The sequence below is a fragment of the Marivita sp. NO-S04 genome (assembly GCF_059070475.1).
In genome coordinates this window covers 3266237-3289673 of record NZ_CM180980.1, presented here as the reverse complement: position 1 = coordinate 3289673, position 23437 = coordinate 3266237, and the positions used below count along the sequence as shown (strand labels likewise).

Annotated in this window: 25 protein-coding genes and 1 riboswitch; of the genes, 8 read left to right on the top strand and 17 right to left on the bottom strand. The window is 59.7% G+C overall.

Going from position 1 to position 23437, the window contains the following annotated elements; genetic code table 11:
- Positions 1–162: 162 nt before the first annotated feature.
- From ACK3EW_RS16795 to ACK3EW_RS16785, 3 genes are read left to right on the top strand one after another with little or no spacing between them, the layout of a single operon-like run.
- On the top strand, positions 163–1056 hold the full coding sequence (locus ACK3EW_RS16795; RefSeq protein WP_493807064.1) for a DMT family transporter: 894 nt from the start codon (positions 163–165) through the stop codon (positions 1054–1056).
- A gap of 38 nt (positions 1057–1094) precedes the next feature.
- Complete coding sequence (locus ACK3EW_RS16790) at positions 1095–1829, top strand: cytochrome c biogenesis CcdA family protein (RefSeq protein ID WP_493807063.1); 735 nt, start codon at positions 1095–1097, stop codon at positions 1827–1829.
- A gap of 20 nt (positions 1830–1849) precedes the next feature.
- Positions 1850–2260: a thioredoxin family protein gene (locus ACK3EW_RS16785; RefSeq protein WP_493807062.1), complete on the top strand. Its 411-nt coding sequence runs from the start codon at positions 1850–1852 to the stop codon at positions 2258–2260.
- A 5-nt stretch (positions 2261–2265) separates the two neighbouring features.
- On the opposite strand, the gene aroC is transcribed toward ACK3EW_RS16785, so the two are convergent.
- On the bottom strand, positions 2266–3366 hold the full coding sequence (aroC, locus tag ACK3EW_RS16780; RefSeq protein WP_493807061.1) for a chorismate synthase: 1101 nt from the start codon (positions 3364–3366) through the stop codon (positions 2266–2268).
- Positions 3367–3545: 179 nt separating this feature from the next.
- Positions 3546–3647: riboswitch (TPP riboswitch) on the top strand.
- A 35-nt stretch (positions 3648–3682) separates the two neighbouring features.
- Here aroC and ACK3EW_RS16775 point away from each other — a divergent pair.
- From ACK3EW_RS16775 to ACK3EW_RS16765, 3 genes are read left to right on the top strand one after another with little or no spacing between them, the layout of a single operon-like run.
- The gene (locus ACK3EW_RS16775; protein ID WP_493807060.1) at positions 3683–4672 is read left to right on the top strand and encodes a thiamine ABC transporter substrate-binding protein; all 990 of its coding nucleotides are present in this window, start codon (positions 3683–3685) and stop codon (positions 4670–4672) included.
- Positions 4648–6165: a thiamine/thiamine pyrophosphate ABC transporter permease ThiP gene (locus ACK3EW_RS16770; protein ID WP_493807059.1), complete on the top strand. Its 1518-nt coding sequence runs from the start codon at positions 4648–4650 to the stop codon at positions 6163–6165. Before ACK3EW_RS16775 ends, ACK3EW_RS16770 begins: the two co-directional genes overlap by 25 nt.
- Positions 6149–6853, top strand: coding sequence for a thiamine ABC transporter ATP-binding protein (locus tag ACK3EW_RS16765; RefSeq protein ID WP_493807058.1), 705 nt, complete (start codon positions 6149–6151; stop codon positions 6851–6853). Before ACK3EW_RS16770 ends, ACK3EW_RS16765 begins: the two co-directional genes overlap by 17 nt.
- Before the next feature lie 128 nt (positions 6854–6981).
- Here the strand turns inward: ACK3EW_RS16765 and ACK3EW_RS16760 are convergent, their stop codons facing one another.
- From ACK3EW_RS16760 to petA, 3 genes are read right to left on the bottom strand one after another with little or no spacing between them, the layout of a single operon-like run.
- Entirely contained in the window at positions 6982–7770 is a 789-nt protein-coding gene (locus tag ACK3EW_RS16760; RefSeq protein ID WP_493807057.1) for a cytochrome c1, read from the bottom strand.
- A gap of 17 nt (positions 7771–7787) precedes the next feature.
- Entirely contained in the window at positions 7788–9134 is a 1347-nt protein-coding gene (gene petB / locus ACK3EW_RS16755) for a cytochrome b (protein WP_439118930.1), read from the bottom strand.
- A gap of 12 nt (positions 9135–9146) precedes the next feature.
- The gene (petA, locus tag ACK3EW_RS16750; protein ID WP_493807056.1) at positions 9147–9725 is read right to left on the bottom strand and encodes a ubiquinol-cytochrome c reductase iron-sulfur subunit; all 579 of its coding nucleotides are present in this window, start codon (positions 9723–9725) and stop codon (positions 9147–9149) included.
- A gap of 218 nt (positions 9726–9943) precedes the next feature.
- Between petA and ACK3EW_RS16745 the strand changes: the two genes are divergently transcribed.
- Complete coding sequence (locus ACK3EW_RS16745) at positions 9944–10612, top strand: outer membrane beta-barrel protein (protein WP_085633301.1); 669 nt, start codon at positions 9944–9946, stop codon at positions 10610–10612.
- Here the strand turns inward: ACK3EW_RS16745 and ACK3EW_RS16740 are convergent.
- The 8 genes from ACK3EW_RS16740 to fsa all read right to left on the bottom strand — a co-directional run bounded on the left by ACK3EW_RS16740 (position 10602) and on the right by fsa (position 16465).
- Positions 10602–11105 carry a P-loop nucleotide/nucleoside kinase family protein gene (locus ACK3EW_RS16740; protein WP_493807055.1) on the bottom strand — a complete coding sequence of 168 codons (504 nt, stop codon included), beginning with the start codon at positions 11103–11105 and terminating at the stop codon, positions 10602–10604. The genes ACK3EW_RS16745 and ACK3EW_RS16740 overlap by 11 nt on opposite strands.
- A 17-nt stretch (positions 11106–11122) precedes the next feature.
- Positions 11123–11896: a CDP-diacylglycerol--serine O-phosphatidyltransferase gene (gene pssA, locus ACK3EW_RS16735; RefSeq protein ID WP_493807054.1), complete on the bottom strand. Its 774-nt coding sequence runs from the start codon at positions 11894–11896 to the stop codon at positions 11123–11125.
- Positions 11893–12555: a phosphatidylserine decarboxylase gene (locus tag ACK3EW_RS16730; RefSeq protein ID WP_439118934.1), complete on the bottom strand. Its 663-nt coding sequence runs from the start codon at positions 12553–12555 to the stop codon at positions 11893–11895. Before ACK3EW_RS16730 ends, pssA begins: the two co-directional genes overlap by 4 nt.
- 88 nt (positions 12556–12643) lie before the next feature.
- Positions 12644–13249, bottom strand: coding sequence for a glutathione S-transferase (locus tag ACK3EW_RS16725; RefSeq protein ID WP_085633294.1), 606 nt, complete (start codon positions 13247–13249; stop codon positions 12644–12646).
- Positions 13250–13315: 66 nt separating this feature from the next.
- On the bottom strand, positions 13316–13936 hold the full coding sequence (locus tag ACK3EW_RS16720) for an FMN-binding negative transcriptional regulator (protein ID WP_493807053.1): 621 nt from the start codon (positions 13934–13936) through the stop codon (positions 13316–13318).
- An 85-nt stretch (positions 13937–14021) separates the two neighbouring features.
- On the bottom strand, positions 14022–14939 hold the full coding sequence (locus ACK3EW_RS16715; protein WP_493809751.1) for a tyrosine recombinase XerC: 918 nt from the start codon (positions 14937–14939) through the stop codon (positions 14022–14024).
- A gap of 5 nt (positions 14940–14944) precedes the next feature.
- Entirely contained in the window at positions 14945–15649 is a 705-nt protein-coding gene (locus tag ACK3EW_RS16710) for a DUF484 family protein (RefSeq protein ID WP_493807052.1), read from the bottom strand.
- A gap of 162 nt (positions 15650–15811) precedes the next feature.
- Positions 15812–16465 carry a fructose-6-phosphate aldolase gene (fsa, locus tag ACK3EW_RS16705; protein ID WP_439118937.1) on the bottom strand — a complete coding sequence of 218 codons (654 nt, stop codon included), beginning with the start codon at positions 16463–16465 and terminating at the stop codon, positions 15812–15814.
- A gap of 79 nt (positions 16466–16544) precedes the next feature.
- Here fsa and ACK3EW_RS16700 point away from each other — a divergent pair, with 79 nt between their 5' ends.
- Positions 16545–18743, top strand: a complete 2199-nt coding sequence (locus tag ACK3EW_RS16700) for a primosomal protein N' (protein WP_493809750.1) — start codon at positions 16545–16547, stop codon at positions 18741–18743.
- 70 nt (positions 18744–18813) lie between these two features.
- Here the strand turns inward: ACK3EW_RS16700 and ACK3EW_RS16695 are convergent, their stop codons facing one another.
- The 5 genes from ACK3EW_RS16695 to ACK3EW_RS16675 are packed head-to-tail and all read right to left on the bottom strand — an operon-like array spanning position 18814 to position 23431.
- On the bottom strand, positions 18814–19815 hold the full coding sequence (locus ACK3EW_RS16695) for a 5-oxoprolinase subunit C family protein (protein WP_493807051.1): 1002 nt from the start codon (positions 19813–19815) through the stop codon (positions 18814–18816).
- Entirely contained in the window at positions 19808–20497 is a 690-nt protein-coding gene (locus tag ACK3EW_RS16690) for a 5-oxoprolinase subunit B family protein (RefSeq protein ID WP_493807050.1), read from the bottom strand. The genes ACK3EW_RS16695 and ACK3EW_RS16690 overlap by 8 nt, the downstream gene beginning before the upstream one ends.
- Before the next feature lie 39 nt (positions 20498–20536).
- A complete protein-coding gene (locus ACK3EW_RS16685) occupies positions 20537–21820 on the bottom strand; it encodes a TRAP transporter large permease (RefSeq protein ID WP_085628465.1) in 1284 nt (427 codons plus the stop codon).
- Entirely contained in the window at positions 21817–22365 is a 549-nt protein-coding gene (locus ACK3EW_RS16680) for a TRAP transporter small permease subunit (RefSeq protein ID WP_493807049.1), read from the bottom strand. The genes ACK3EW_RS16685 and ACK3EW_RS16680 overlap by 4 nt, the downstream gene beginning before the upstream one ends.
- Before the next feature lie 34 nt (positions 22366–22399).
- Entirely contained in the window at positions 22400–23431 is a 1032-nt protein-coding gene (locus ACK3EW_RS16675) for a TRAP transporter substrate-binding protein (RefSeq protein WP_493807048.1), read from the bottom strand.
- Positions 23432–23437 lie beyond the last annotated feature (6 nt).

Below are 23437 nucleotides of genomic sequence, written 5' to 3'. Positions count from 1 at the left end.
GCCACGCCGGAACATCGCCGCCCGACGACGCGCTCTGTTTCTATTGCCCGTAGGGTCAATCGACGTGGCAGTCATTGCAGTTCCCGGCCCGCGATGTGTAGATGGGCGCAACGTGTGGCCCCTCTGCTGGTTGTCGCATTTCATCCCAGACCGGAGGCCCAAGTGGACATACGCGCAATCCTGATGGGACTGGCTTTTGCAGTCATGTGGTCGTCGGCCTTTACCTCGGCACGGATCATCGTGGCCGACGCGCCGCCGCTTATGGCACTTGCTCTCAGGTTTGCCATTTCCGGCGCCTTGGCGGTGCTGATTGCCCTTTGGATGGGCCAAAGCTGGCGGCTCACCCGGACACAATGGCGTGCGACGATCATCTTTGGAATATGCCAGAACGCACTCTATCTCGGGCTGAATTTTGTGGCCATGCAACGCATTGAAGCGTCTTTGGCTGCGATTATTGCATCCTCCATGCCGCTCTTGGTCGGTGTGGCGGGGTGGCTGTTTGCCGGACAGCGGATGTCTCTCATTGGTGTGATCGGACTCATTGCCGGGTTCTGCGGGGTGGTCATTATCATGGGCGCGCGGCTTGGTGCCGGGGCCGACCTGTATGGCATTGGCCTCTGCCTGATCGGTGTCTTGTCCTTGACTGTGGCCACACTTGCGCTGCGCAACGCCAGTTCGGGCGGCAACTTCATGATGGTCGTGGGTCTGCAAATGCTGATTGGCAGCGCTGTCCTCTGGCCAGCAGGTCTGCTGCTGGAAACAGTCGAAGTGACACTGTCCGCCAAACTTGTTTTGGCGTTCATCTACACCACTCTGGTGCCGGGGCTTGCGGCTACACTGGTCTGGTTCTGGCTTGTCAACCGCATCGGTGCGGTCAAAGCGGCCACCTTTCACTTCCTCAACCCATTTCTGGGTGTGGCGATTGCCGCGCTGGTCCTGTCCGAAGGCCTTGGGGCAATGGACATCCTTGGTGTGATCATCATTACGTTGGGTATTCTGGCTGTGCAGATTTCGCGACAGACCGGCAGAACTGAAACAAATTCAACGGCGAAGTGAAAACGCGTCACCACGAGTTTCAGTGACAGACAGCAGGCTTGCGGCGTACGCCTTATGTCATGGAATTGGTGTTTGCATATCTTGCGGGTCTTCTGACCCTGATAAATCCCTGTGTGATACCCGTGCTGCCTATCGTGCTGGCAACGGCCGTTCAGGCGGATCGGCGTGGACCGATGGCGCTTGCTGCGGGCATGAGCCTATCCTTCGTGGTGCTGGGGGTTGGGGTCACGGCGTTTGGTCACCTGATCGGCCTGACCGTCGATACGCTGGCCCGAATCGGCGCTTGGCTGATGGTTGCATTCGGATTGGTGCTTTTGGTCCCCAAAGGAACTGCTGTCGTGGTCGCGGCTACATCCGGGCTCTCTGCCCGCGCCGATGCTGGGATGAACGACCTTGATGGCCAAAGCCTGCGGGGACAATTTGCCGGGGGCGCGCTGCTGGGAGCAGTCTGGAGCCCATGTATCGGCCCGACGTTGGGCGGAGCCATCGCATTGGCAAGCCAAGGGCAAAGTCTGGGCCATGTGACCCTCATCATGAGCTCCTTCGCGCTGGGCGTATCAAGCTTCATGCTGGCGCTTGCCTATGGCGCGCGCGGTGCGATGGGTCGTCACTCGACGCGCCTGCGCCAGATCGCGCTGGCGAGCCGGCCCGTGCTTGGTATGGCGTTTCTCGTGGTGGGCGCGGGACTGCTTTTGCAATGGCACCACGTGATTGATATCTGGCTGCTCGACAACATGCCGACATGGCTGGTCGACTTGTCCGTTCGTTATTGACCTCAAAGGAGACCTGATACATGGATCGTCGTACTTTTCTGACCCTGACCGCCGCATCTTTGGCCGTGCCATTCGCAGCTCAGGCCGAAGCCCTGTCCTACACACCCGGATTGGTGCAGGAACGGCTCGCCAAAGGCGAAACGCTGTTTCTCGACTTTACCGCCAGCTGGTGTTCGACATGCCGCTCGCAAGCGCGCACGATCCAAGAGCTGAAGGCCGATAACCCGGCCTATACACAGGGTGTGACCTTCATCGACATCGACTGGGACACTTACGGCACATCGGAACTGGCGCAATCTCTCAAGATTCCGCGCCGGTCGACGCTTGTGGTGTTGAAAGGCGAGCTGGAACTGGGCCGGATCGTGGCCCAGACCGGTACTGCTGACATCAAGGCGCTGATGGACACGGCTTTGGCAGCGGCCACCTCGTGACCTGATCAGCCGATCTTGCCACGGTTCTCGCCCACCTGACCACGATGCAACAGGAGGTGGTCGAGAACCACACAGGCCATCATCGCCTCACCCACCGGCACGGCGCGAATGCCGACACAGGGGTCGTGCCGACCCTTGGTGATAATCTCGGTCTCTTCGCCGGACTTGGTGATGGTCTTGCGCGTTGACAGGATGGATGAGGTCGGCTTGACCGCAAAGCGCACAACGATGTCCTGACCCGTCGAGATGCCCCCCAATATACCGCCTGCGTGGTTTGAACTGTATTCCGGACCATTCGGACCCATGAATATTTCGTCGGCGTTCAAAGTCCCGGTAAGCATGGCCGAGGACATGCCTTCGCCAATCTCAACACCCTTGACTGCATTGATGCTCATCATCGCAGCGGCAAGATCCGTGTCCAGCTTGCCATAGATCGGCGCGCCAAGCCCCGCAGGTACGCCGCGCGCCACCACTTCAATAATCGCGCCAACGCTTTCGCCAGACTTGCGCAGCCCGTCGAGGTAGTCGGCCCAATCGGCCGCCGCCTTGGCATCCGGCACCCAGAACGGGTTGTTTTCGATCTCGTCCCAGTCGAACCGGTCCCTGTCGATCTGATGTGGCCCCATCTGGGTCATGTAACCGGTGATCTGCACGTCCGGCAGCTTCGCCTTGATCGCCTCACGCGCAAGTCCACCCGCCGCCACCCGTGCCGCCGTTTCCCGCGCCGAAGACCGCCCGCCCCCGCGATAGTCGCGAATGCCGTATTTCTGCCAATAGGTGATATCTGCGTGGCCGGGGCGGAATTTCTCCATGATGTCGGAATAGTCTTTCGACCGCTGGTCGGTGTTTTCGATCATCAACTGTACCGGCGTGCCTGTGGTCTGACCTTCGAAGACACCCGACAGGATCTTGACCTCGTCCGCCTCGCGGCGCTGCGTGGTGTATTTGTTCTGGCCGGGTTTGCGCCGGTCTAGCCAGTGCTGGATCATGCTCGCGTCGATCGGCACGCCCGGAGGACAGCCATCCACCGTCGCCCCAAGCGCTGGTCCGTGGCTTTCGCCCCATGTGGTGACACGGAAGAGATGTCCAAATGTGTTCAGGCTCATGGCAGTCTCCTTGGCTTGGACTGTGTCCTAGGGCAGGGCGGGTCTGGTCTCAAGGTGTTTCGAATGGGCTGCGCCTATCCGACAGGTCGGGGGCCAGCCCCCGAACCCCCGGAGTTTATCTGGCAAGATGAAGCAGCAGAGTTTTCGGCTTGAAGACAGCTGCTGAGAGCTTTACCTCTAACGACACCTCGGGGTGCCAGAAAGCTGGCTGAGATGCGTCATGCGAACCCGTTGAACCTGAACCAGTTAACACTGGCGGAGGGAAGGTCTGGACACGCTCCTGCTTTGCCCTCTCGCCGCAAAATAGGAGTGAGCCATGAAACAGGCCCTTTCATTTGCAGCGGGACTTCTTGCGTCGACCTCGATGGTCTTTGCACAGGATAAACCCGTTCTTACCGTCTACGCGGGCGATTATATCGTCTCGGAATGGGGCCCTGGCCCCAAGATCGAAGAGATGTTCGAAGCGCAATGCGCCTGTGATTTGCAATTCAAACCGGGCGATCTTTTGCCGCGTATATTGCTGGAAGGTGCACAGACCGACGCGGACATCGTGTTTGGCCTGAACACCGATGTCACCAAACGTGCCCGCGAAAGCGGATTGTTTGCGCCACATGGGCAGGATACGTCATCGCTGACTCTGCCGGTTGCGTGGACCGACGACGTGTTCCTGCCGTTCAATTACGGGCACACCGCGTTCATCTATAATGAAGAACGGATTTCGAACGTTCCCGACAGCTTTGATGCACTGTTGAATGCGCCTGATGATCTGAAGATTGTCATTCAAGATCCACGCTCGTCGATCTCGGGTCTGGCCTTGGTGCTTTGGGTCAAGGCAATTTACGGCGATCAGGCGGAACAGGCGTGGGAACAGCTCGCGCCGAAGATACTGACAGTCACCAAGGGTTGGTCGGAAAGCTATGGCCTGTTCACCGATGGTGAGGCCGACATGGTGCTCAGCTATACGACCTCCCCCGCCTATCACATCATCGCTGAAGAAGACCGCACCAAGAAGGCGGCGATTTTCCCAGAAGGGCATTACTTCATGGTGGAACTCTCGGCCAAGGTCGCGGGCACGGATGTCCCGGAGCTTGCGGATCAGTTCCTTGCATTCCAGCTTTCGGAAGCGTTCCAGACCATGATTGCTACCGGCAACTGGTCCTTTCCGGCCAAGCTTGATTCACACCAATGGCCTGAAGGCTTCAAGGAATTGAGCCTACCGGAAAAGGTGCTGTTTTATTCCGAAGACGAAGCCGCAGCATTGCGCGATGAAACGGTTGAGGAATGGCGTCGCGCGCTTTCTCAATAATCGCGGCTCTGACCGTGGCCGGTCTGGCGATCGGCCCGGTCACGGCTGTGATCCTGCGAGCAGAAGCGTTCAATGGGTTCCGCCCTGCGGACTGGCAGGCGCTTTGGTTTACGCTGCTGCAGGCCACGCTGTCGGCGGGGCTGAGTGTGATGTTCGCCATCCCTTTGGCGCGCGCGCTGGCGCGGCGGCAGTTTATTGGGCGCGGCCTGTTGGTGGCGCTTCTGGGCGCGCCGTTTATCTTGCCTTTGATCGTGGCAGTGCTTGGGCTACTGGCGGTGTTCGGACGGTCCGGGCTGATCAATCGTCTCTTAGCGTCCTTTGGGGCGCCGGAGGTTCAGATCTACGGCTTGCATGGCGTGCTGCTGGCGCATGTGTTCTTTAACCTGCCACTGGCGACACGATTGATTTTGCAGGGATGGCTCGCCATTCCGACAGAGCAGTTCCGCTTGGCCGCCACGCTGGGTATGGGACGCTGTGCGATATGGCGCGCTATTGAATTGCCAATGTTGCGACGGATCGTTCCTGGCGCCTTTGCCGTAATCTTCGTGATCTGCCTGTCCTCTTTTGCCGTCGCCTTGACGTTGGGAGGCGGGCCTCGGGCGACGACGCTGGAACTGGCGATCTACCAATCTATGCGGTTTGATTTCGATTCGGCGCGCGCGGCGGTTCTGGGCTTGGTGCAATTGGCATTAGCACTGATCGCGGGGTTGATTGCGCTGCAGGTCACCTCGTTGCCTGTCGCAGCCAAGGGTTTGGATCGGCAGGTGCCGCGCTGGGACCGTACGGATCGTCGCGCAATCTGTACGGATATGGTCTGGATCGGACTCGCAGCCCTTTTCCTGCTGATGCCGCTGCTGATGGTCACTCTTAACGGCCTTGCCGGGATCACGAATTTGGGCGCCTCTGTCTGGCAAGCGGCGGGGCATTCGGTTCTGGTGGCGCTTGGTTCAACCGCGCTTTGCCTGCTCTGGGCACTACCCTTGGCGACACGCTGGGGCGAATGGCTGGGCCTTGCTGGGATCGCGGTGTCGCCCTTAGTGCTGGGCATTGGCCTCTTCTTGATTGTGCGCCCCTTTGCCAACCCGTTTGAGTTGGCGCTTTATGTGACAGCGACGGTCAATGCCTTTGTCAGCCTGCCTTTCGTTCTACGCATCCTGCGGCCTGAAGCTGAAGCGATCCGTGCCGACTACGCCCGTTTGCGCGCGGCATTGGGTCTGTCTGGCTGGGCGTGGCTGCGGTGGGTGTTTCTGCCGCGTTTGAAGCGCCCCTTGGGCTTTGCGGCAGGCCTGACGGCGGCTTTGTCGATGGGGGACCTGGGTGTCATCGCCTTGTTCGCAGATCCGGACCGGGCGACCCTGCCTTTGAAAGTGTATCAACTGATGGGCGCGTACCGGATGGAGCAGGCGGCAGGCGGCGCGTTGTTACTGCTAATCCTGAGCCTTGGGCTTTTCTGGATGTTCGATCGGGGAGGGCGTGTTGGCTCTGCAACTTGACAATATCAAAGCCCGGTCCGGGACATTCGATCTATCCGCGACCTTGTCGGTAGAGGCGGGACAGCGCGTGGCGATCATTGGGGCATCTGGCTCTGGCAAGTCCACCCTACTTGATGTGATCGCAGGGTTCTTGAGTCCCGCATCGGGTTCGGTGCTGTGGGCTGGGCAGAACATCACGGCAAAAGCACCGGGAGCGCGCCCAATTGGCATTCTGTTTCAGGACACGAACCTCTTTCCGCACCTGACCATTAGGCAGAACCTTGCTCTGTCGCTTAACCCCGGTTCGGGTCGGTTGCGGCCAGGGGATACCGACCAGATCAATGCCAGTCTCGCGCGGGTCGGGCTCGAGGGGTTTGCAGAGCGTCGTTTGTCTCAGATGTCCGGTGGTCAGCAAAGCCGTGCTGCCTTGGCGCGCGTGCTTCTGCAGGGGCGGCCTGTTCTGCTCTTGGATGAGCCCTTTGCAGCGCTGGGACCGGCTCTTAAGGTTGAAATGCTGGATTTGGTGACAGAGGTTGCTGACGCGGAAGGCTTGACCGTCCTGCTTGTGTCGCACGATCCGCAGGACGCGCGACGGTTCGCCTCGCAGACCATCGTGGTGGAGGCCGGACAAGTCAGCCCGCCGCAGGATACAATGACGTTGCTGGACAACCCTCCGCCGGGGTTGCGCGCCTATCTCGGTTCTGGGTGAAGCGCCTTTGAAGGTGCGGTGAACGTTATTTCTAAATCGCGTTTTCCAAGCCTGTTGCAACTGGCTATCCCGCAAACGAAAAAGCCCCGCCAAATCGGCGGGGCTTTTCATGTTTCAAACCTGAAGGATTAATCCTTCGCGCGGGCCTTGACCGGCGCCCAGAGGCGCTTGTTGGTGAGGTAAAGCAGAACCGACAAAATTGTCAGGAACACCACACCGACAAAGCCAGCCTGCTTGCGGGCCATCAACTTGGGCTCGGCTGCCCACATCAGGAAAGCCGCGACATCTTGCGACTGTTGTTCGATGGTCGCTTCGGTCCCATCGGAATACTCTACGTCATCGCCATAAAGCGGTGGGCCCATAGAGATCCAACCACCCGGGAACGCCTTGTTCTCGTAGAGAATGACGCCCGCTTCCTCTTTCTCCTCACCGGTGTAACCGGTCAGAAGGGACGCAATGTATTCCGGGCCACCCATGCCTTTGAAGAACTGGTTGATTCCCAGTCCGTAAGGGCCATGGAAGCCAGCACGTGCCTTGGCCATCATGCTCAGGTCAGGAGCACCCGCCGCTGTGTTGGCCGGGAAGTGGTCTGTCGGGCGTGCCGGGCGGAAGTCTTCCAGTTCGTCGTCATAAACTTCGAAGAACTGCTCTGCATAGGCGCGGACCTGATCTTCGGGCATGCCGGGTCCATCTTCTGCCGACAGGGTGCGCAGCGGCACATACTGCATGCCGTGGCACGCGGAACAGACCTGAGTGTAGACCTGAAGACCGCGCTGCAATTGCGCCTGATCAAAAGTGCCAAAAGCACCTTCGAACGAGAAGTCGTAGTTCGTGACTTCTCCGGACGCTCCGGCGGCAAACGCGCCGGAGACAGGGGCCAGGGCCAATGTGGCCGCGAGGGCAAGTTTCTTAAGCATTGTTCGCTCGTCCTTTCTTACTCGGCCGGGGTCGCAGCAGGTGCGCCCTCTTTGGTCGAGGACTTGCCATAGTGCGCCTTGAAGTCGTCCTCGATGGTGTCCGGCTGCGGCAGCGGCTTTTCAAGCACGCCAAGCAGCGGCAGGATCACGAGGAAATAGGCGAACCAGTAGGTGGACCCGATCAGGGCGATATAGGGATAGATGCCTTCAGCGGGCATCGCACCGACCCATGTGAGAACCACGAAGTTCACCACAAAGACCCAGAACCACATCTTGAACATCGGGCGGTACCGGCCAGAGCGGACTGACGATGTGTCGAGCCACGGGGCCAGTGCCATAACGACAATCGCACCAAACATCGCCAGCACGCCAAAGAACTTGGCGTCGATGATGCCGCCGGTCAGGAAGCTGGCCGCGATCACAACCCATACGTCGCCGTCGAAGGCACGCAAGATCGCGTAGAACGGCAGGAAGTACCATTCCGGAACGATGTGCGCAGGTGTCGCCAGCGGGTTGGCTTCGATGTAGTTGTCCGGGTGGCCAAGGTAGTTCGGCATAAAGCCAACCACGGCGAAGAACACTGCGAGGATCACCGCCAGAGCGAACAGGTCTTTGATCACGAAGTACGGCCAGAAGGGCAGGGTGTCTTTCTCGGCATCTGCTTTCGATGTGCGGCGCACTTCGACACCGGTCGGGTTGTTGTTGCCCGTGGTGTGGAAAGCCCAGATGTGCACGATCACAAGACCGGCAATCACGAACGGCAGCAGATAGTGCAGCGAGAAGAAGCGGTTCAGTGTGGCGTTGTCCACAGCCGGTCCGCCCAGCAGCCATGTCTGGATCGACTCACCGATGAACGGGATCGCACCAAAAAGGCCGGTGATCACGGTCGCACCCCAGAAGGACATCTGCCCCCAAGGCAGCACGTAACCCATGAACGCGGTTCCCATCATCAGCAGGTAGATCAACATGCCGATGATCCACGTGATCTCACGCGGGGCTTTGTAGGAGCCATAGTAAAGGCCGCGGAAAATGTGCATGTACACGGCAACAAAGAACAGCGATGCGCCGTTCATGTGCAGATAGCGCAGCATCGCGCCACCGTTCACGTTGCGCATGATGTGCTCGATCGAGCCGAAGGCCAGATCAACATGCGGTGTATAGTGCATCGCAAGCACGATGCCCGTGATGATCTGCAGCGCAAGGCAGAAGGTCAGAACGATCCCCCAGATCCACATCCAGTTCAGGTTTTTCGGAGTGGGGATCATGATCGTGTCGTACATCAAGCCGACAATCGGAAGGCGCGAGTGAATCCACTTTTCGCCGCCCGACTTTGGTTCATAATGGTCGTGTGGAATTCCAGACATTCAATAGTCTCCTTATCCCAGCAGGATCGTTGTTTCATCGACGAATTCGGCAGGAGGAACCGGCAGGTTCTCCGGCGCCGGCCCTTTGCGGATCCGGCCAGACGTATCGTAGTGCGACCCGTGGCAGGGGCAGAACCATCCACCCGCGCCACTTTCAGCGACATAGTCACCGGCGTTGCCAAGAGGCACACAGCCGAGGTGTGTACACACGCCCATTTGAACCAGCCATTCGCCGGTTTCATCCAGCGCGCGGTTTTCATCGCTCGCGTCTGCGCCTTCTTCGATATTCGCGTTGCGCGCGACTTGGTCCGGAAGATCGGACACGTTGACGCTGCGCGCATCTTCGATCTCGGCAGGCGTCCGGCGGCGGATAAAGACCGGCTTGCCGAGCCATTTTACGGTAATCTGAGAGCCTTCTGCTACGCCAGACACGTCCACTCGAATCGAGGACAGTGCCAAAACGTCTGCCGACGGGTTCATCTGGTTGACCAGAGGCCAAACCGCGGCACCGGTGGCAACCGCGCCTGCGCCGGCTGTTGCGTAGTACAGGAAGTCCCTCCGGGTGCCTTCGTGGTGTTCTGCGTTGGACACGAGGTTATCTCCATTTAACGGCCGATCGACTGGCCACAATACGGGTTAGGCCACCCAACGGGCGGCGCTCCGAGGGGCTATTTAGCGGGCTACCCCCTAGCCGTCCACCTCCAGAACACCTAGGTTAAGAATAAGCGCCGAAGTGTCGCGGCAAATGGCACTGCACTTGCAGATATGGCGTGGTAGTGACGCGTTAAATACGAAATGGACGAACCACCATGCAGAAAACGATTCTGTCAGGTATCATAGCAGTCAGCACATCTGCCTTCGCCGCGCCGGCGCTGGCAGAAATGGAGCTGTCCATTTACTCTGGCTGGCAGACTTCGCCGCACAGCCGTCTTTATGGCGACTATCCCGGAACAGGCGCCGATATCGATGCGCTGATTGGATGGGAAGGTCGGTCTTTCGAAATGCCGCCTTACTACGGTGTGCGTGGGACATGGTGGAAAAACGAAAAGCTCGGCTTCGGCCTCGAGTTCACGCATGCCAAGGTTTACGCCCCCGATAACGAGAAAGCCGCAATCGGCTTTTCCGACCTTGAATTTACCGATGGTCTCAACATCCTGACCGTGAACGCCTACCAGCGCTGGCCCGGTCTTTGGGCACAGGGCACTGTGACGCCCTATGTCGGCGGTGGTGTCGGCATCGCTGTGCCGCACGTTGATGTAGACACGACGACTGGGCTCGAAACCTATGAGTTTCAGTTTACGGGTCCTGCCGCGCGTCTGACTGCGGGTGTGAGCTATGATATCAACGATCGTTTTGCGGTCTTCGGCGAATACCAGTTCACGTATTCCAGCAATTCCGTCGATCTTCCCGAAGGCGGATCGCTCGAAACCGATATCAAGACAAATGCTCTGAACGTCGGTCTCACGCTCAAGTTCTAGTCGGGCCCATCACCCGGATCACGTCAAAGCCTTCCTCGGCTGAGGGCGGCTGGTAGTGCTTCGTAAATTGGCGGAACTGGGTCTCAGTGGCAGCGAAATCATGCGCGCCTTCGATATACCGGGCTTTGAGCCGCGCAAGGCAGACCTCGTCCGGTACGTCGAGCACGTGAATAATGCACTGCGCGGACCCGGCTGCGGCCACATCAAGCATCCAGCGCCTGAAATCCACCGTATTGGCCGGATAGTCCAGAACGACAGAGACACCACTGCGCAAAATGGCCGCAACATGCGGGCCCATGACCGTTTTCAGCTTGGAGGCAAACCGCATGTAGTCCTGTCCGGTGGCCATTTGGTCTTTGAACAGGGCCGCCAGCCAGTGATCCTCAGCGATGATCACCGTATTCGGGACCGACCCCAATTGCGCCGCCAAAGTCGACTTTCCGGCGGCGATCTTGCCACAAATCACATGCAGACAGGGCGGTTCGGTGGACATGAAACGTCCCCTCTGGCCTAGGTGTCATCGCGCGCCGCATCGTCGCTCTTGGTTTGTGCCAATGCCCGCCGCGAGGATGGCAGCATCCAGACGACGGCACTGATGTAGATCAGGCTCAGCACAACCAGCGCGACCCAAGTATAAATTGCCACCGCTGCACCGATGGCGGCAAATCCGACTAGAAACACCTTCACTCTGCGTTGGCTGATCCGCGTGGTCTTGAACGACCAGACAGGGAAACGTCCGATCATCAAGAAACCGATGCTTGCGATGTAGATGGACAGCAACACGTCCGGAATGATCTGCGGCGTTTCAAAGGCAAATGACGCATACATCGGCAGCATCACAAGAATTGCCCCTGCAGGCGACGGAATCCCGATGAAATAGGCGTTCTCTGCAGATCCATTCTCGGCCTTGCGCGCCACGTTGAAGCGGGCAAGGCGCGTCACCGCACACACCGCATAGACCAGCACCGCAAGCCAGCCCAATTGCCGTGTGTCCTCAAGCGCCCAGACATACAGCAACATGCCCGGCGCAACCCCAAAATTCAAAAAATCCGCCAGTGAATCGAGCTCGGCGCCCATCTTGCTGTCACTGCCAAGGGCACGGGCCAGACGCCCGTCCAAACCGTCAAGGATTGCCGCGAGCAGGATCAACTGCACTGCCAGTTCGTAATTGCCCTGCAACCCGAATCGGATCGCGGTGAGCCCCGCACAAATGGCCGTGACAGTCAGCATGTTCGGCAAAAGCTGAACGAGCGTCAGTTTTTGGCCATTTTGCTCGGTGCTCATTTTGACAAGTCCGCAATCACTGTTTCGCCCGCGATCATTGTCTGACCAATCTTGACCGACGGCTCCACACCTTCGGGCAGATAGATATCCAGACGAGACCCGAACCGGATCAGCCCGAACCGTTCACCCCGGTCCAGAACGGCACCTTCCTGCGTAAAGCTCACGATGCGCCGCGCCACCAGCCCGGCGATCTGTGTCACTGTCAGAATGCGGTCATCCTCCATCCGGATCACCAGAGAGTTGCGCTCATTGTCCTCGCTCGCCTTGTCCAGTGATGCGTTCAGGAACTTGCCGGGCTTGTAGGCGATTTTTTCAACCTTGCCCGCCACAGGTGCGCGGTTCACGTGACAGTTGAACACCGACATGAACACACTGACTCGCGTCAATGCTTCTTCGGGCAGGCCCAGTTCGCGCGGGGGCACGGCTGGTTCGATCAGTGACACAACCCCGTCCGCAGGGCTGATCACCAGCCCCTGCGCATCCGGCGTGACCCGTTCGGGATCGCGGAAAAAGTAGTAGCACCAGACCGTCAACCCGACGCCAATCCACCCCAGCACGTCTTCGACGGCGAACAGAACCAAAGTGATCACCGCAAAGATCGCGACGAACTTGCGCCCTTCCGGGTGCATGGGCTTGATGAATGTATCTGTCATCCGCATGGCGGCAGTATCCTTTCAAAGCGTTGCGCGTCGGTAAACCCGCGCAGGCCAACGTGCAAGGCATCCTGTGATGACGTGCCGTCGCGTGTCACGCCTCGGGCTTGGTGGCCACCATGCTGTCACGCTTTGAGAAAGACTCGAACCATGCTGCCAGCCCATCACGCCCAGTCCGCCAGGACCGCGCATCATGTCGCAAATCCAGATATCCAAGTGCACAGGCCACTGCGATGTGTCCCATATCCATGCGTCCGTTCAAATGGCTCATCCAGCGGGTGTTGAGCGCATCCAGAGCGCGGGACACCTTGCCCCACTGCCCCTCGACCCACTCCATCATCACCTTTTCCTCGGGGCGGAACCGGGTCTCGTAAACCATCAGGACCGCCGCATCGAGAATACCATCGGCCGTTGCCTCGAGTGTGAGCGTGTCCCAGATGCGATGCTCCGGATAGAGCCCAGCATTGGCCCGCGCATCTAGAAATCGGCAGATCACCCGGCTGTCGTAGATCGCGGGTCCGTCAGACCGGATCAACGCGGGAATCTTACCCACTGGGTTCGCCGCGATCAGCTTGGAATCCGGGGCGAGCGGCGTGCTGGCCACATCCACATGCTCGATTTCGTCGTATTGTCCGGTCTCGTGCAGAGTCACGAGAACCTTTCGCACGAACGGTGATGGCCCTGAACGAAGAAGTTGCATCTGGTTGCTCCCAATGTCTGTGATGTCCCACGTAATCCTGTTGCGGGACAAATGCCAAGTGGCGCGTCACAAAACCGGCGGGTCCGCCATCATCGCAGCCAGTGCCTCAAGCTCCGTGCCCATCCCGCCCGGCACCTGCTCTGCCGCGCGCAGCCGCACCGCATCATCCTTGTTCTGACCCAGTTTCCAGGTTGCCGCGATATCATCGACACTCATTCGGCAGGGCACGATCATTCGCATCATTTTGTCCAGCACTTCTGGCGTCATCTTTTCTGCCGTCCAAGGCGCTTTGCCATCCAGCCGGGTCTCGAAATGCGCCGTTTGCGTATCCAGAACCTCTCGCATTTGCGCGTGTGGCAAAAGCTCCAGAACACCGGTGATCTGCACCGCCACATAATTCCACGTCGGCACTTGGTCCGCGACGCCGTACCAGTCAGGCGAGATGTAGGCATCCGGTCCTGTCACCGCAATCCGTGCGGGCAGTGGCGTTTTCAACGCCCGCGCAATCGGGTTTGAGCGCACCAGATGGATCAGCACCTTGCGCCCGTCCTCGGACAAAAGCACCGGCACATGCGCCACCATCGGCACCGGGTCGCCATTCACCATCAATGTGCCAAAGCCCCTGTCACGGACAAGCGCGATGTCCTTGGCATGCTCGTGGCTGTGAAAACTTGGGTTCGGATGCATGGGACTCACTCGCAAGGCCGACGAAACATCGCCGAGCTTGCACAGGCGCGCGCGAAAATCCCGCTCTAAATTGTACCCGAGACAATCAGCTCGCCTTGGGATGCGTTGCCTCGTACACCTTCATCAAATGCACCGTATCAACCGAGGTATAGGCCTGAGTGGTCGACAGCGAGGCATGGCCGAGCAATTCCTGAATTGCCCGCAAATCCCCACCTGCCGACAACAGATGTGTTGCAAAGCTGTGCCGCATTGCGTGTGGCGTGGCCGTCGCCGGCAGACCCAATTGCAACCGCGCCTGTTCCGTCACCTTCTGCACCAGCCTCGGATTCAACACGCCGCCCCGCGCGCCCCGGAAAACCGGCGCATTCGGTGCCATCTCGAACGGGCACAGCTTCACATAGGTCGCCACCGCTTGCCGCGCGACGGGCAGTACGGGAACCACCCGTTCCTTGCCGCCCTTGCCGACAATCCGCATCGCCTCGCCCAAGGGAAGGTCACGCCCGGTCAGGCTCAAAGCTTCGGAAATCCGCAACCCACATCCATAAAGCAGGGTCACCACAGCCATATCGCGGGCTCCGACCCAATCTTTCTGTGATTGCAGACCCACCGTGTCGATCATCTCGCGCGCTGCATCCTCGCTCAAAGGTCGGGGCAGCTTCTTCTGAAACTTGGGCGCTCGGGTCGATAAAACAGCGGTGGGTTCGAACCCCTCGCGCTCGGACAGCCAGCGGTAAAAGGATTTAACCGCAGACAGTTTCCGCGCCAGCGACCGCGCGCTTGCCCCTCCGCTGCGCGTGTGCGCCATCCATGCCCGCATATCTGGCACCGTGATCCGCGCCAAGGGTGCAAGCCCCTGCGCCTCGCCATGGTATTCCGTCAGGAAGGCAATGAAGTCCACGACATCGCCGCGATAGGCGGTCAATGTGTTCTCGGCAGTCCCATTCAGCGCCCGGCTTGACGCAAGCCATCCCTCCAACGCGTCCCGCGACGCCGGAGAGATCATCAATGTCACGACAACCAGCGCCGCATCTGGCGCTCGAACACACCTGTGAAGAAGGTCAAAAGGTCAGTCCCCTGCTGCGGTGTGAACTGGTGCGGATCTTCCGCCCCCATGACCAGCAATCCGGGTAGACGCCCCGGCCCAAAATCCAGCTTGAGACAGGCTTCGGAGCGAATCCAATCCGCCTTGTCGCCGTAAATCTCATGCGTTCCGGTTTCGATCTGGCGCAGCGTCACCTGTCGCGGTGGCGCGTTTCGCCCGGTGCTAAGATAGGCGTCGATGAAACCGGGGGCTGCGACGGACAGAACCGACCCAAGCCGCTTGATCGCCGGGTCTTCGTCGTTCTGTACGGATTCCAGCACCAGCTTGATCACGTCGACACGCAGGATCTCGGCCACATCTCCACCCAGATCACGCAGGAAGGACTCGAACTCCACCGGGTCGAGCATCCGCAGGATGGCGCGATGTACTTGATTGGTGCCGGCAAGGTTTTCATACGCTGCCGCAATCACCGACCGGTGTGTGTCTTCCAGTCGGTCCAGTCGCGCTTCAAGCCGGTCCATCGCGATGCCGCGCAGATCCACGATATTGCCGCCCATCGCGCGTTCATTCGCGGCGATCAAGGCCCGCATCAGGTCCTGATCCTCGAGAATCACGTCGGGGCGCGTCATGATCTTTTCGCGCAAGTCGTCGTCGATACGGGGGCTGCTCATGCCATCCTCGTGGTGTTGTATTTTGCGGGACACTATCAGCCGTGCCAAAAAGATGCCCGCATTTTTTCAATAAAATGCGGGCATCTGGAAAAACTGTGGCAGAAGCGCAGGAACGCCTTTCGAAAGGCGTTGAAAAGCCGCGTCGACGCGGCTTCGCTCAGCTCAGAGGATCTTGATATTGGCGGCAGCTGCATCCTTGACGAACTGGTCCAGACCCTTGTCTGTGAGAATGTGGTTCGCCATCGCCTTGATCACGGCCGGCGGTGCAGTCGCCACATCGGCACCGATCTTGGCGCATTCGCTCATATGGTTTGCAGTGCGGATCGACGCGGCAAGGATGTTCGTCTCAAACCCGTAATTGTCGTAAATCTCACGGATATCCGCGATCAGGTCGAGCCCGTCCATGTTCAGATCGTCAAGACGTCCGATGAACGGAGAGATAAACGTCGCGCCCGCCTTGGCCGCCAGAAGCGCCTGATTGGCCGAAAAACACAGCGTCACGTTGACCATCTTGCCTTCATCCGTGAGCACCTTGCACGCCTTGAGGCCGTCCCAAGTCAGCGGAACTTTGACCGCGATGTTCTCGGCGATCTCGGCCAGCTTGCGGCCTTCTGCGATCATATCTTCGGCTTTCAGTGCCACAACTTCGGCCGACACCGGACCATCGACCAGATCACAAATCTCTTTGGTCACTTCGAGGATATCGCGCCCGGATTTCTTGATAAGGGAGGGGTTCGTGGTCACGCCATCGACCATGCCCAGATCGTTGAGTTCCGCGATCGCGTCGATTTCGGCTGTGTCGACAAAGAATTTCATGGCTGTCGCTCCTGTGATGGGTTGGCCTTTCCTACCTTGGGCTTTACCCCATGACAATGACGACGGAAACCCTGAACTGATGGCGCTAACATCCAGTTACTTCGATGAGGGCGCGCTGATCGGCGTGATGACCACCCAGCCATTGGACCGGGTGCTGGATTACCGCGCTCCCGAAGGGGGCTGTCATCTGGGCGCGTTCGTCGAAGTGCCGCTTGGCCCGCGCAAAGTTCTGGGCGTCGTCTGGGGGGTGGGGCAGGGCGATTACGATATCTCCAAGGTGCGGTCAGTGATCCGGGTGCTCGATGCGGCACCAATGCGGGAAGAATTGATGTCTTTCCTGACCCGCGCAGGCGACTACACCCTGACGCCGATGCCCGCGATGCTGCGTCTGGCGACCCGCGCGCCGGGTCTGGGCGATCCGCCCTCGATGCGCAAGATCTACCGTCTGGGCGCCACCACGCCGGACCGCATGACCGACGCCCGCATCCGCGTGCTCGACGTGCTGCGCGATATGGGGGGCTTGTCGCTCACCCTCAAAGAACTGGCCGAGGCGGCGGGCGTGACGACATCCGTAGTCAAAGGTCTCGCCAAGTTGGGCGCAGTGCGCGAAGAGGACAGTCCGCGTGACACGCCGTTCGCAACGCTCGACCCGTCCTACGCTGGTAAGACGTTGACCGAAGATCAAACCACAGCCTCCGCCACCCTCCGCGCCGCGGTCGCCACGCGATCCTATGGCACGACCCTGTTCAAGGGCGTCACCGGATCGGGCAAGACGGAGGTCTATCTCGAAGCGGTGGCCGAATGTTTGGCCCAAGGCCGTCAAGCGCTGGTCCTCTTGCCGGAAATCGCACTCACGTCGGAATTTATCACCCGCGTCGATGCGCGCTTCGGTGCCAAACCCGCCGAATGGCATTCTGGCGTGACCATCACAGAACGCCGCCGCGTCTGGAAAATGGTCGCACAGGGCGGTGCGCAACTGGTTGTCGGTGCGCGCTCGTCCCTGTTCCTGCCGTTCCGCGATTTGGGTCTGATCGTCGTCGATGAAGAACACGACACCTCCTACAAGCAAGAAGATGGCGTGCTTTACAACGCCCGCGACATGGCGGTGCTGCGTGCCTCGATCTGCGGCGCGCAGGTGATCCTCGCCTCCGCCACGCCAAGTCTTGAGAGCTGGGCCAATGCCGACGCAGGCAAATACACCAAGCTGGAACTCACGTCCCGCTTCGGCGCTGCCGTCATGCCCGACATGCGCGCCATCGACATGCGCACTGAACAACTGCCGGGATCAAGCTGGATCTCCCCAACGCTACAACGCGCCGTGCAGCAAAGGCTCGACAACAAGGAACAGGCGCTCCTCTTCATCAACCGCAGAGGCTATGCCCCCGTTACCATCTGCCGCGCTTGCGGACACCAGATTGGCTGCGATCACTGCGACGCGCGCATGGTTGAACACCGCTTCCTCAAACGCCTTGTTTGCCACCAATGTGGCGAAACCAAACCGCTGCCCAACACCTGCCCGTCCTGCGAGGCTGAAGACAAACTGGCCGCTGTCGGCCCCGGCGTTGAACGCCTCGCCGAAGAGGCGCAAACGCTCTTCCCAGATGCGCGGCTCGCCGTGCTGTCCTCCGACATGTTCGGCTCAGCCCGCGCGATCAAGGCCGAGATCGAAACCATCGCCAGCGGGGGTGCCGACCTGATCATCGGCACGCAGCTTGTCGCAAAGGGGCACAATTTCCCGCTGCTCACACTGGTCGGCGTGATCGACGCCGATCTGGGCCTGCAAGGCTCAGACCTGCGCGCCGCAGAACGCACGTTCCAATTGATGCGACAGGTGGCAGGCCGGGCCGGACGCGCTGACAAGCCCGGTCAGGCACTGATGCAGACCTACCAGCCCGAACATCCTGTGATCCGGGCGATCCTTTCCGGCGATGAACAGGATTTCTGGACCGCCGAAGCCGGCGAACGGCGTGCTGCAGGTGTGCCGCCCTATGGCCGTCTGGCCGGGATCATCCTGTCCTCGACCGACGTGCAAGAGGTGTTCGACCTCGGCAACGCACTGGCCCGCAACGACGCACCGCTGCGCCGTGTGGGGGCGCAGGTGTTTGGTCCCGCTCCGGCGCCCATCGCCCGTGTGCGTGGACGCCACCGCGTACGTCTATTGGTCAAAGCGCCGAAAGGCACCGCGCTGCAACCGGCGCTGGCGGAATGGATCAAACCCTTCCGCCTCAAGGGAGAGCTGCGCATGGCCATCGATATCGATCCGCAAAGCTTCTACTGAGGTCAGCGCCGGTTTTCAGTCGACTGAAAACCCGGACGCGTCGACGCGTCCGTCCGCCGCAACTCAAAAGTCAGTCCAGAACGCACCCATGAATCAGGTTTTCCCGCATCAATCGTTGATCCAATGACCCGCGCGGCACCGCGATCTGCTCAAGATACGCCGACTTATGCCCTAAATACCCTCGCGCGGCATGTACAGCCTCAGCCGCGGAAACTGCCGCAAAGCGCACCATGTCCCCGGATCGGGATTGCACCAAACGGTCTATATCCGGCGCAATAACTGTGGCGATCTTGGGATAGCCTCCGGTCGTCTGGTGATCTGCCAACAGCACCGTAGGCACACCATCCCCCGATACCTGCACCGCCCCTCGGACAATCGGCTCTGAAGGGATCGACAAGGCACCGGCAAGCGGCAATTCCGGGCCACGCAACCGCATGCCCATCCGGTTGTAGGCATCGGTCACGGCGAAACGATCCGAAAGAAACCGCTCCAAGGCCTCATGGCTGAAATGCTGATCCTGTGGACCTGTCACCACCCGCATAGGTCCATCGGTCAAGAAACCGGGGCGCGGCACTTCCCCTGCGCGATCCCCGCGCACCGAGGTATTTGCGATCCGAATAGTTTGTCCGGTCTGCAAAGCACCACCGCCAAAACCTGACGCGGCATGGGTCGCAGCGCTTCCCAGCCACCCGGTGCAGGCGACCGACCCGGCAAAGGTCAGATAGGCCCAACTGCCTGCCCTACCACCGTGAATGGTGATCCGATCGCCCTTTTCAGCAGTCAGAACTGTCCATGAACGATATTTCTGCCCGCGATGCTCGACCCCAAAATCCCCGCCTGTGATTGCAAAACTGACCACGCCCGATGTGCATGTCAGGGACAATCCACCCAATGAAATCTCAATCGCGGTTTGACCGGGCAGGTTGCCCAGTGCTGCATGGGCGGCGTCAAAGGCCAGCCGATCCATCGGACCCGACGCAGACACGCCATATCGCATATGACCCCTGCGCCCCGCGTCTTGATAGGTCACCAAAGGTCCAGCGAAACTGACGGTGAATGCAGCATCAGTCATTGTCCGCCTCCTTTTGCGCACGCTCAAAGGTCGCAAGGTCGATCCTCTCGAACGTGACCTGGTCTCCGACATCGAACAGGAATGGACGCTCGGATTCACTTGTCAGGATATGTGTCGGGGATCGCCCAATGATCGACCAACCCGTGGGCATGGTCAGCGTGGTCACAAGGCATTGCGGCCCCGCGATGATCACGCTGCCCGCAGGCACATCGCGCACTGGCGTCGGTTTGCGCGGGATACGGATCTCTTCGGGGATACCTGACAGGTACGCATAACCGGGCGAAAACCCGTACATCAGAACATCGTACTGCCCGGCCAGATGTGCAGTGATGACGGCCTCGGGCGACAGGCCGACGGCCTTTGCAACCTTGTCGAGGTCTGGCGAATATGGCGCCTCATAGCACACTTGCAAGCGGCGGATCTGGCCTGCGATCTTGTCTGCGGTAACATCCTTGAGCAACTCGCGCACATGCGCTTCGACCCTGTCATGATCCGTTAGGCTGACATCGAAGCTCACCAGCAGGTTCACCAACGCAGGAACGGTTTCGATCATCCCGGCGGGCGACGTTTTGGCCAGAGCTTTGTCCAAAGCCAAAACCATGGCATGGGACGCGTCGCTATGCGTGTCAGAAAAGCAGACCAGCAGCGCATGATCGGCAACAGGTTTGAACCAGGGTTCCATGATGGACCTCATTCAGACGAACAAAAAGGTGGGTGACGGCTACTGCAGTGCGTTCGGCAAGAAGAGCGCGATGCTTGGAAACGCGATCAAAAGGAACGCCATTGCCAGCATGGTCAGGCAATAGGGCAGCGCCCCGAGCATCACCTCATTGAGCGACCCTGATTTTCGCGCGCCTTGAACCACATAGAGGTTCAACCCGACGGGCGGTGTGATCAGCGCCATCTCGATCAGCACGATCATCAGGATGCCGAACCAGATCACGTCATAGCCCTGTGCCACAACCAGCGGCACGATGATCGGGATCGTCACCACCATCAGCGACAGCGTTTCAATGAAGAACCCAAGCACGATGTAAAGCACGACCACCACAAGGATCGTCTTGAGCGGCGTTAGCCCCAGCCCTGTCATGAACTCTGTCAATTCGCGGCCCAACCCCGCCGAGGCCAGTGTGAAGTTCAGGAATGAGGCGCCGATGACGATCAGCATGATCATCGACGTGATCTTGACCGTGCCCATCAGGCTTTCGGTCAGCATGCCCCAGGACACCCCACCAAAGACCAGCGCGATGATCAGCGCTCCGGCAACGCCCACAGCAGCGGCTTCGGTCGGGGTGGCCCAGCCGCGATATATGGAACCGACGATCAGGCCGAACAGGATCAGGATGGGAACCAGATCAATCAACGCCCGCAGCATCTGCGGGAACGGAAACGTGCGCCGCACACCGCCAAGGTTCGGGCGGATCAGGCAGATCACAGCTGTGATCGCCATGAACGCCACCGCCAGAGCCAGACCGGGGATCAGCCCGGCCAGAAACAACTGCGGGATCGAGGATTGGGTCAGGAAGCCGTAAACGATCAGGTTTATAGACGGCGGAATCATGATGCCTAAAGTGCCACCTGCCGCAATCGCACCGGAAAAGAGCTTGGGATCGTAGCCCAGTTTTTCGGCCTGCGGCATCGCAACTGTGGCGACAGTCGCAGCAGTCGCGACCGATGATCCAGAGGTCGCCGAAAACATCGTAGCCGTTGCGATATTGGCGTGCACCAACCCGCCCGGCAGCCACGACACCCAGCGATCCAGCGCCGCATAGGTGCGTGTCGCAACACCGCTGCGGACAAGGATCTCGCCCAACAGCACAAAGAAGGGAATGGCGATCAGCGTGGCCGAATTCGAGGCCGACCACACCATGTTGCCCAGACCCCGGGTCAGCGGAAAGCTGGAAAAGAACGTGTCGATTCCGAACCCCAGCAGGAAAAGCACGATCCCCACGGGTATGGACAGCGACAACAGGCCCAGAAGACCGACAGAGACATAAAAGATCATTGCAGGCTGTCCTGTTCCGCGAAGGCCCCAACAAAGGCCTCGGTCTCTTCATGGCGGCGTTTGATCAGCAGGCTCAGCGCCGCAAATGTCACCAGCGTCGACATCAGCGCAAACCACACCCACCCGGCGAACCAAGGCGCCTGCACCCAGGCCAGAGGAGTCTCAAGCGGCGTATTTGCCCGCGATCCGTTGACCAACGACCGTTCCAGCACCGGCCATGATTTGATCGCGATGGTGATGATCACACCCGACATGACGACCATCGAAAACACATCGAACAGCGCCCGCACAAACGACCCCGCACGGCTGCGCAGCAGGTCGATCCGGACATGCCCCAACTCAAGCAGAGTAAAGGACATGCCCCAAGAGGTCGCGAGCGCCATGGCATAACCCGCGATCTCTTCGGTGCCGCCAAGCGACGTGCCGATCTGGCGCATGATGATATCGGTCAGCACGAACGCCGCGCAGAGCAACAGGCCAAGACCCACCACAAGGGCGACCCCACGGTTGATCCGGCGTAGTCCCTCAATCATCTTCAGTTCCATTTTCGGCACGTCCCTTGGTGGTTGCAGGTTCCGCTTAATTGATCGTCACGCCGACAACTTTGCCAACGCTGTCGTTCCAACGCGCGGCCCAGTCACCGCCAGCGCGTTCGGCCCATTCGGGCAGCACTTCGCTGGTCAGGATATCCCGCGCACGTTCGAAATCGGCGTCGCTCACGTCAACCAAAGTCATCGACCGTGCGTCACCCGACGGGCAGTCGCCATTGCCGGTCAGGCAGGCGATGTCGTTGACAAGCGCATCCTGTGCGCTGGCCCATGCCGGGTCTTCGAAACCAGTCTTGATCTCGCTTTCGATCAGCGCCTTCTGATCGTCCGACAGGCTGTTCCACTTGTCGAGGTTGATCGCGGTCACAACCGAATCCCAGCCTCCCAGCGGGATCGGCAGCAGGTGTGTCGACACTTCCCACCAGCCCGCACTGTAGCCCGAACCGGCACCGGTGACGGCACAATCAACCACGCCATTCTGCAACGCGCCCGGCACTTCGGCGAAGGACACGTTCACACCCTCTGCTCCCAGAGCCTCAAGCAGCTTGGCGGTCATGCGACCAGAGGCCCGCACTTTTAGGCCTTCCAGATCGGCAAGGTTGGAAATCTCGTGATTGCAGAACACGACCTGCGGCGGATAGGGCGCAATCGCCAGAACATGGCTGTTGAACCGGTCGTGGTAAATGTCGGTCACCATCGGCCGCGCCGCATCGACCATCGCGCGCGCTTCATCCGCCGTCAGCGCGATCAGCGGCACATCCAGACCTTCCAGTTCGGGCGCGTCGGCCACGGCATAGTCGGCCACGGTCATAGCCACGTCATAGACGCCCTGACCCAGCAAAGGATAAATGTCGCCCAGACCAAGGCTCATCTGGTTGTGCGTGGTCAGTTCCACGGTCAGATCACCACCCGACGCAGCAGGCAGCGTTTCACTCCAGAACGGGGCTTCGTACTGGTTGTGCAGCGGAAGGCTGGACCAGCTTCCCACGACAGACAAGGTTTCGGCAAAGACAGGTGTGGCACACACGGTGCTGGCCATAAGAAAGGCGAATGATTTTTTCATTGTTTG

Excerpts from the sequence above, each read along its gene's own strand:
- pssA (WP_493807054.1), bottom strand. The coding sequence starts at position 11,896 with ATGAGCACCGAGCAAAATGGCCAAAAACTGACGCTCGTTCAGCTTTTG.
- ACK3EW_RS16695 (WP_493807051.1), bottom strand. The coding sequence starts at position 19,815 with ATGACTGATGCTGCATTCACCGTCAGTTTCGCTGGACCTTTGGTGACC.
- ACK3EW_RS16760 (WP_493807057.1), bottom strand. The coding sequence starts at position 7,770 with ATGCTTAAGAAACTTGCCCTCGCGGCCACATTGGCCCTGGCCCCTGTC.
- ACK3EW_RS16710 (WP_493807052.1), bottom strand. The coding sequence starts at position 15,649 with ATGAGCAGCCCCCGTATCGACGACGACTTGCGCGAAAAGATCATGACG.
- aroC (WP_493807061.1), bottom strand. The coding sequence starts at position 3,366 with ATGAGCCTGAACACATTTGGACATCTCTTCCGTGTCACCACATGGGGC.
- ACK3EW_RS16775 (WP_493807060.1), top strand. The coding sequence starts at position 3,683 with ATGAAACAGGCCCTTTCATTTGCAGCGGGACTTCTTGCGTCGACCTCG.
- ACK3EW_RS16730 (WP_439118934.1), bottom strand. The coding sequence starts at position 12,555 with ATGCGGATGACAGATACATTCATCAAGCCCATGCACCCGGAAGGGCGC.
- ACK3EW_RS16700 (WP_493809750.1), top strand. The coding sequence starts at position 16,545 with ATGGCGCTAACATCCAGTTACTTCGATGAGGGCGCGCTGATCGGCGTG.
- ACK3EW_RS16770 (WP_493807059.1), top strand. The coding sequence starts at position 4,648 with ATGGCGTCGCGCGCTTTCTCAATAATCGCGGCTCTGACCGTGGCCGGT.
- ACK3EW_RS16680 (WP_493807049.1), bottom strand. The coding sequence starts at position 22,365 with ATGGAACTGAAGATGATTGAGGGACTACGCCGGATCAACCGTGGGGTC.
- fsa (WP_439118937.1), bottom strand. The coding sequence starts at position 16,465 with ATGAAATTCTTTGTCGACACAGCCGAAATCGACGCGATCGCGGAACTC.
- ACK3EW_RS16785 (WP_493807062.1), top strand. The coding sequence starts at position 1,850 with ATGGATCGTCGTACTTTTCTGACCCTGACCGCCGCATCTTTGGCCGTG.
- petB (WP_439118930.1), bottom strand. The coding sequence starts at position 9,134 with ATGTCTGGAATTCCACACGACCATTATGAACCAAAGTCGGGCGGCGAA.
- ACK3EW_RS16675 (WP_493807048.1), bottom strand. The coding sequence starts at position 23,431 with ATGAAAAAATCATTCGCCTTTCTTATGGCCAGCACCGTGTGTGCCACA.
- ACK3EW_RS16685 (WP_085628465.1), bottom strand. The coding sequence starts at position 21,820 with ATGATCTTTTATGTCTCTGTCGGTCTTCTGGGCCTGTTGTCGCTGTCC.
- ACK3EW_RS16690 (WP_493807050.1), bottom strand. The coding sequence starts at position 20,497 with ATGGAACCCTGGTTCAAACCTGTTGCCGATCATGCGCTGCTGGTCTGC.
- ACK3EW_RS16720 (WP_493807053.1), bottom strand. The coding sequence starts at position 13,936 with ATGCATCCGAACCCAAGTTTTCACAGCCACGAGCATGCCAAGGACATC.
- ACK3EW_RS16740 (WP_493807055.1), bottom strand. The coding sequence starts at position 11,105 with ATGTCCACCGAACCGCCCTGTCTGCATGTGATTTGTGGCAAGATCGCC.
- ACK3EW_RS16745 (WP_085633301.1), top strand. The coding sequence starts at position 9,944 with ATGCAGAAAACGATTCTGTCAGGTATCATAGCAGTCAGCACATCTGCC.
- ACK3EW_RS16725 (WP_085633294.1), bottom strand. The coding sequence starts at position 13,249 with ATGCAACTTCTTCGTTCAGGGCCATCACCGTTCGTGCGAAAGGTTCTC.
- ACK3EW_RS16715 (WP_493809751.1), bottom strand. The coding sequence starts at position 14,939 with ATGATCTCTCCGGCGTCGCGGGACGCGTTGGAGGGATGGCTTGCGTCA.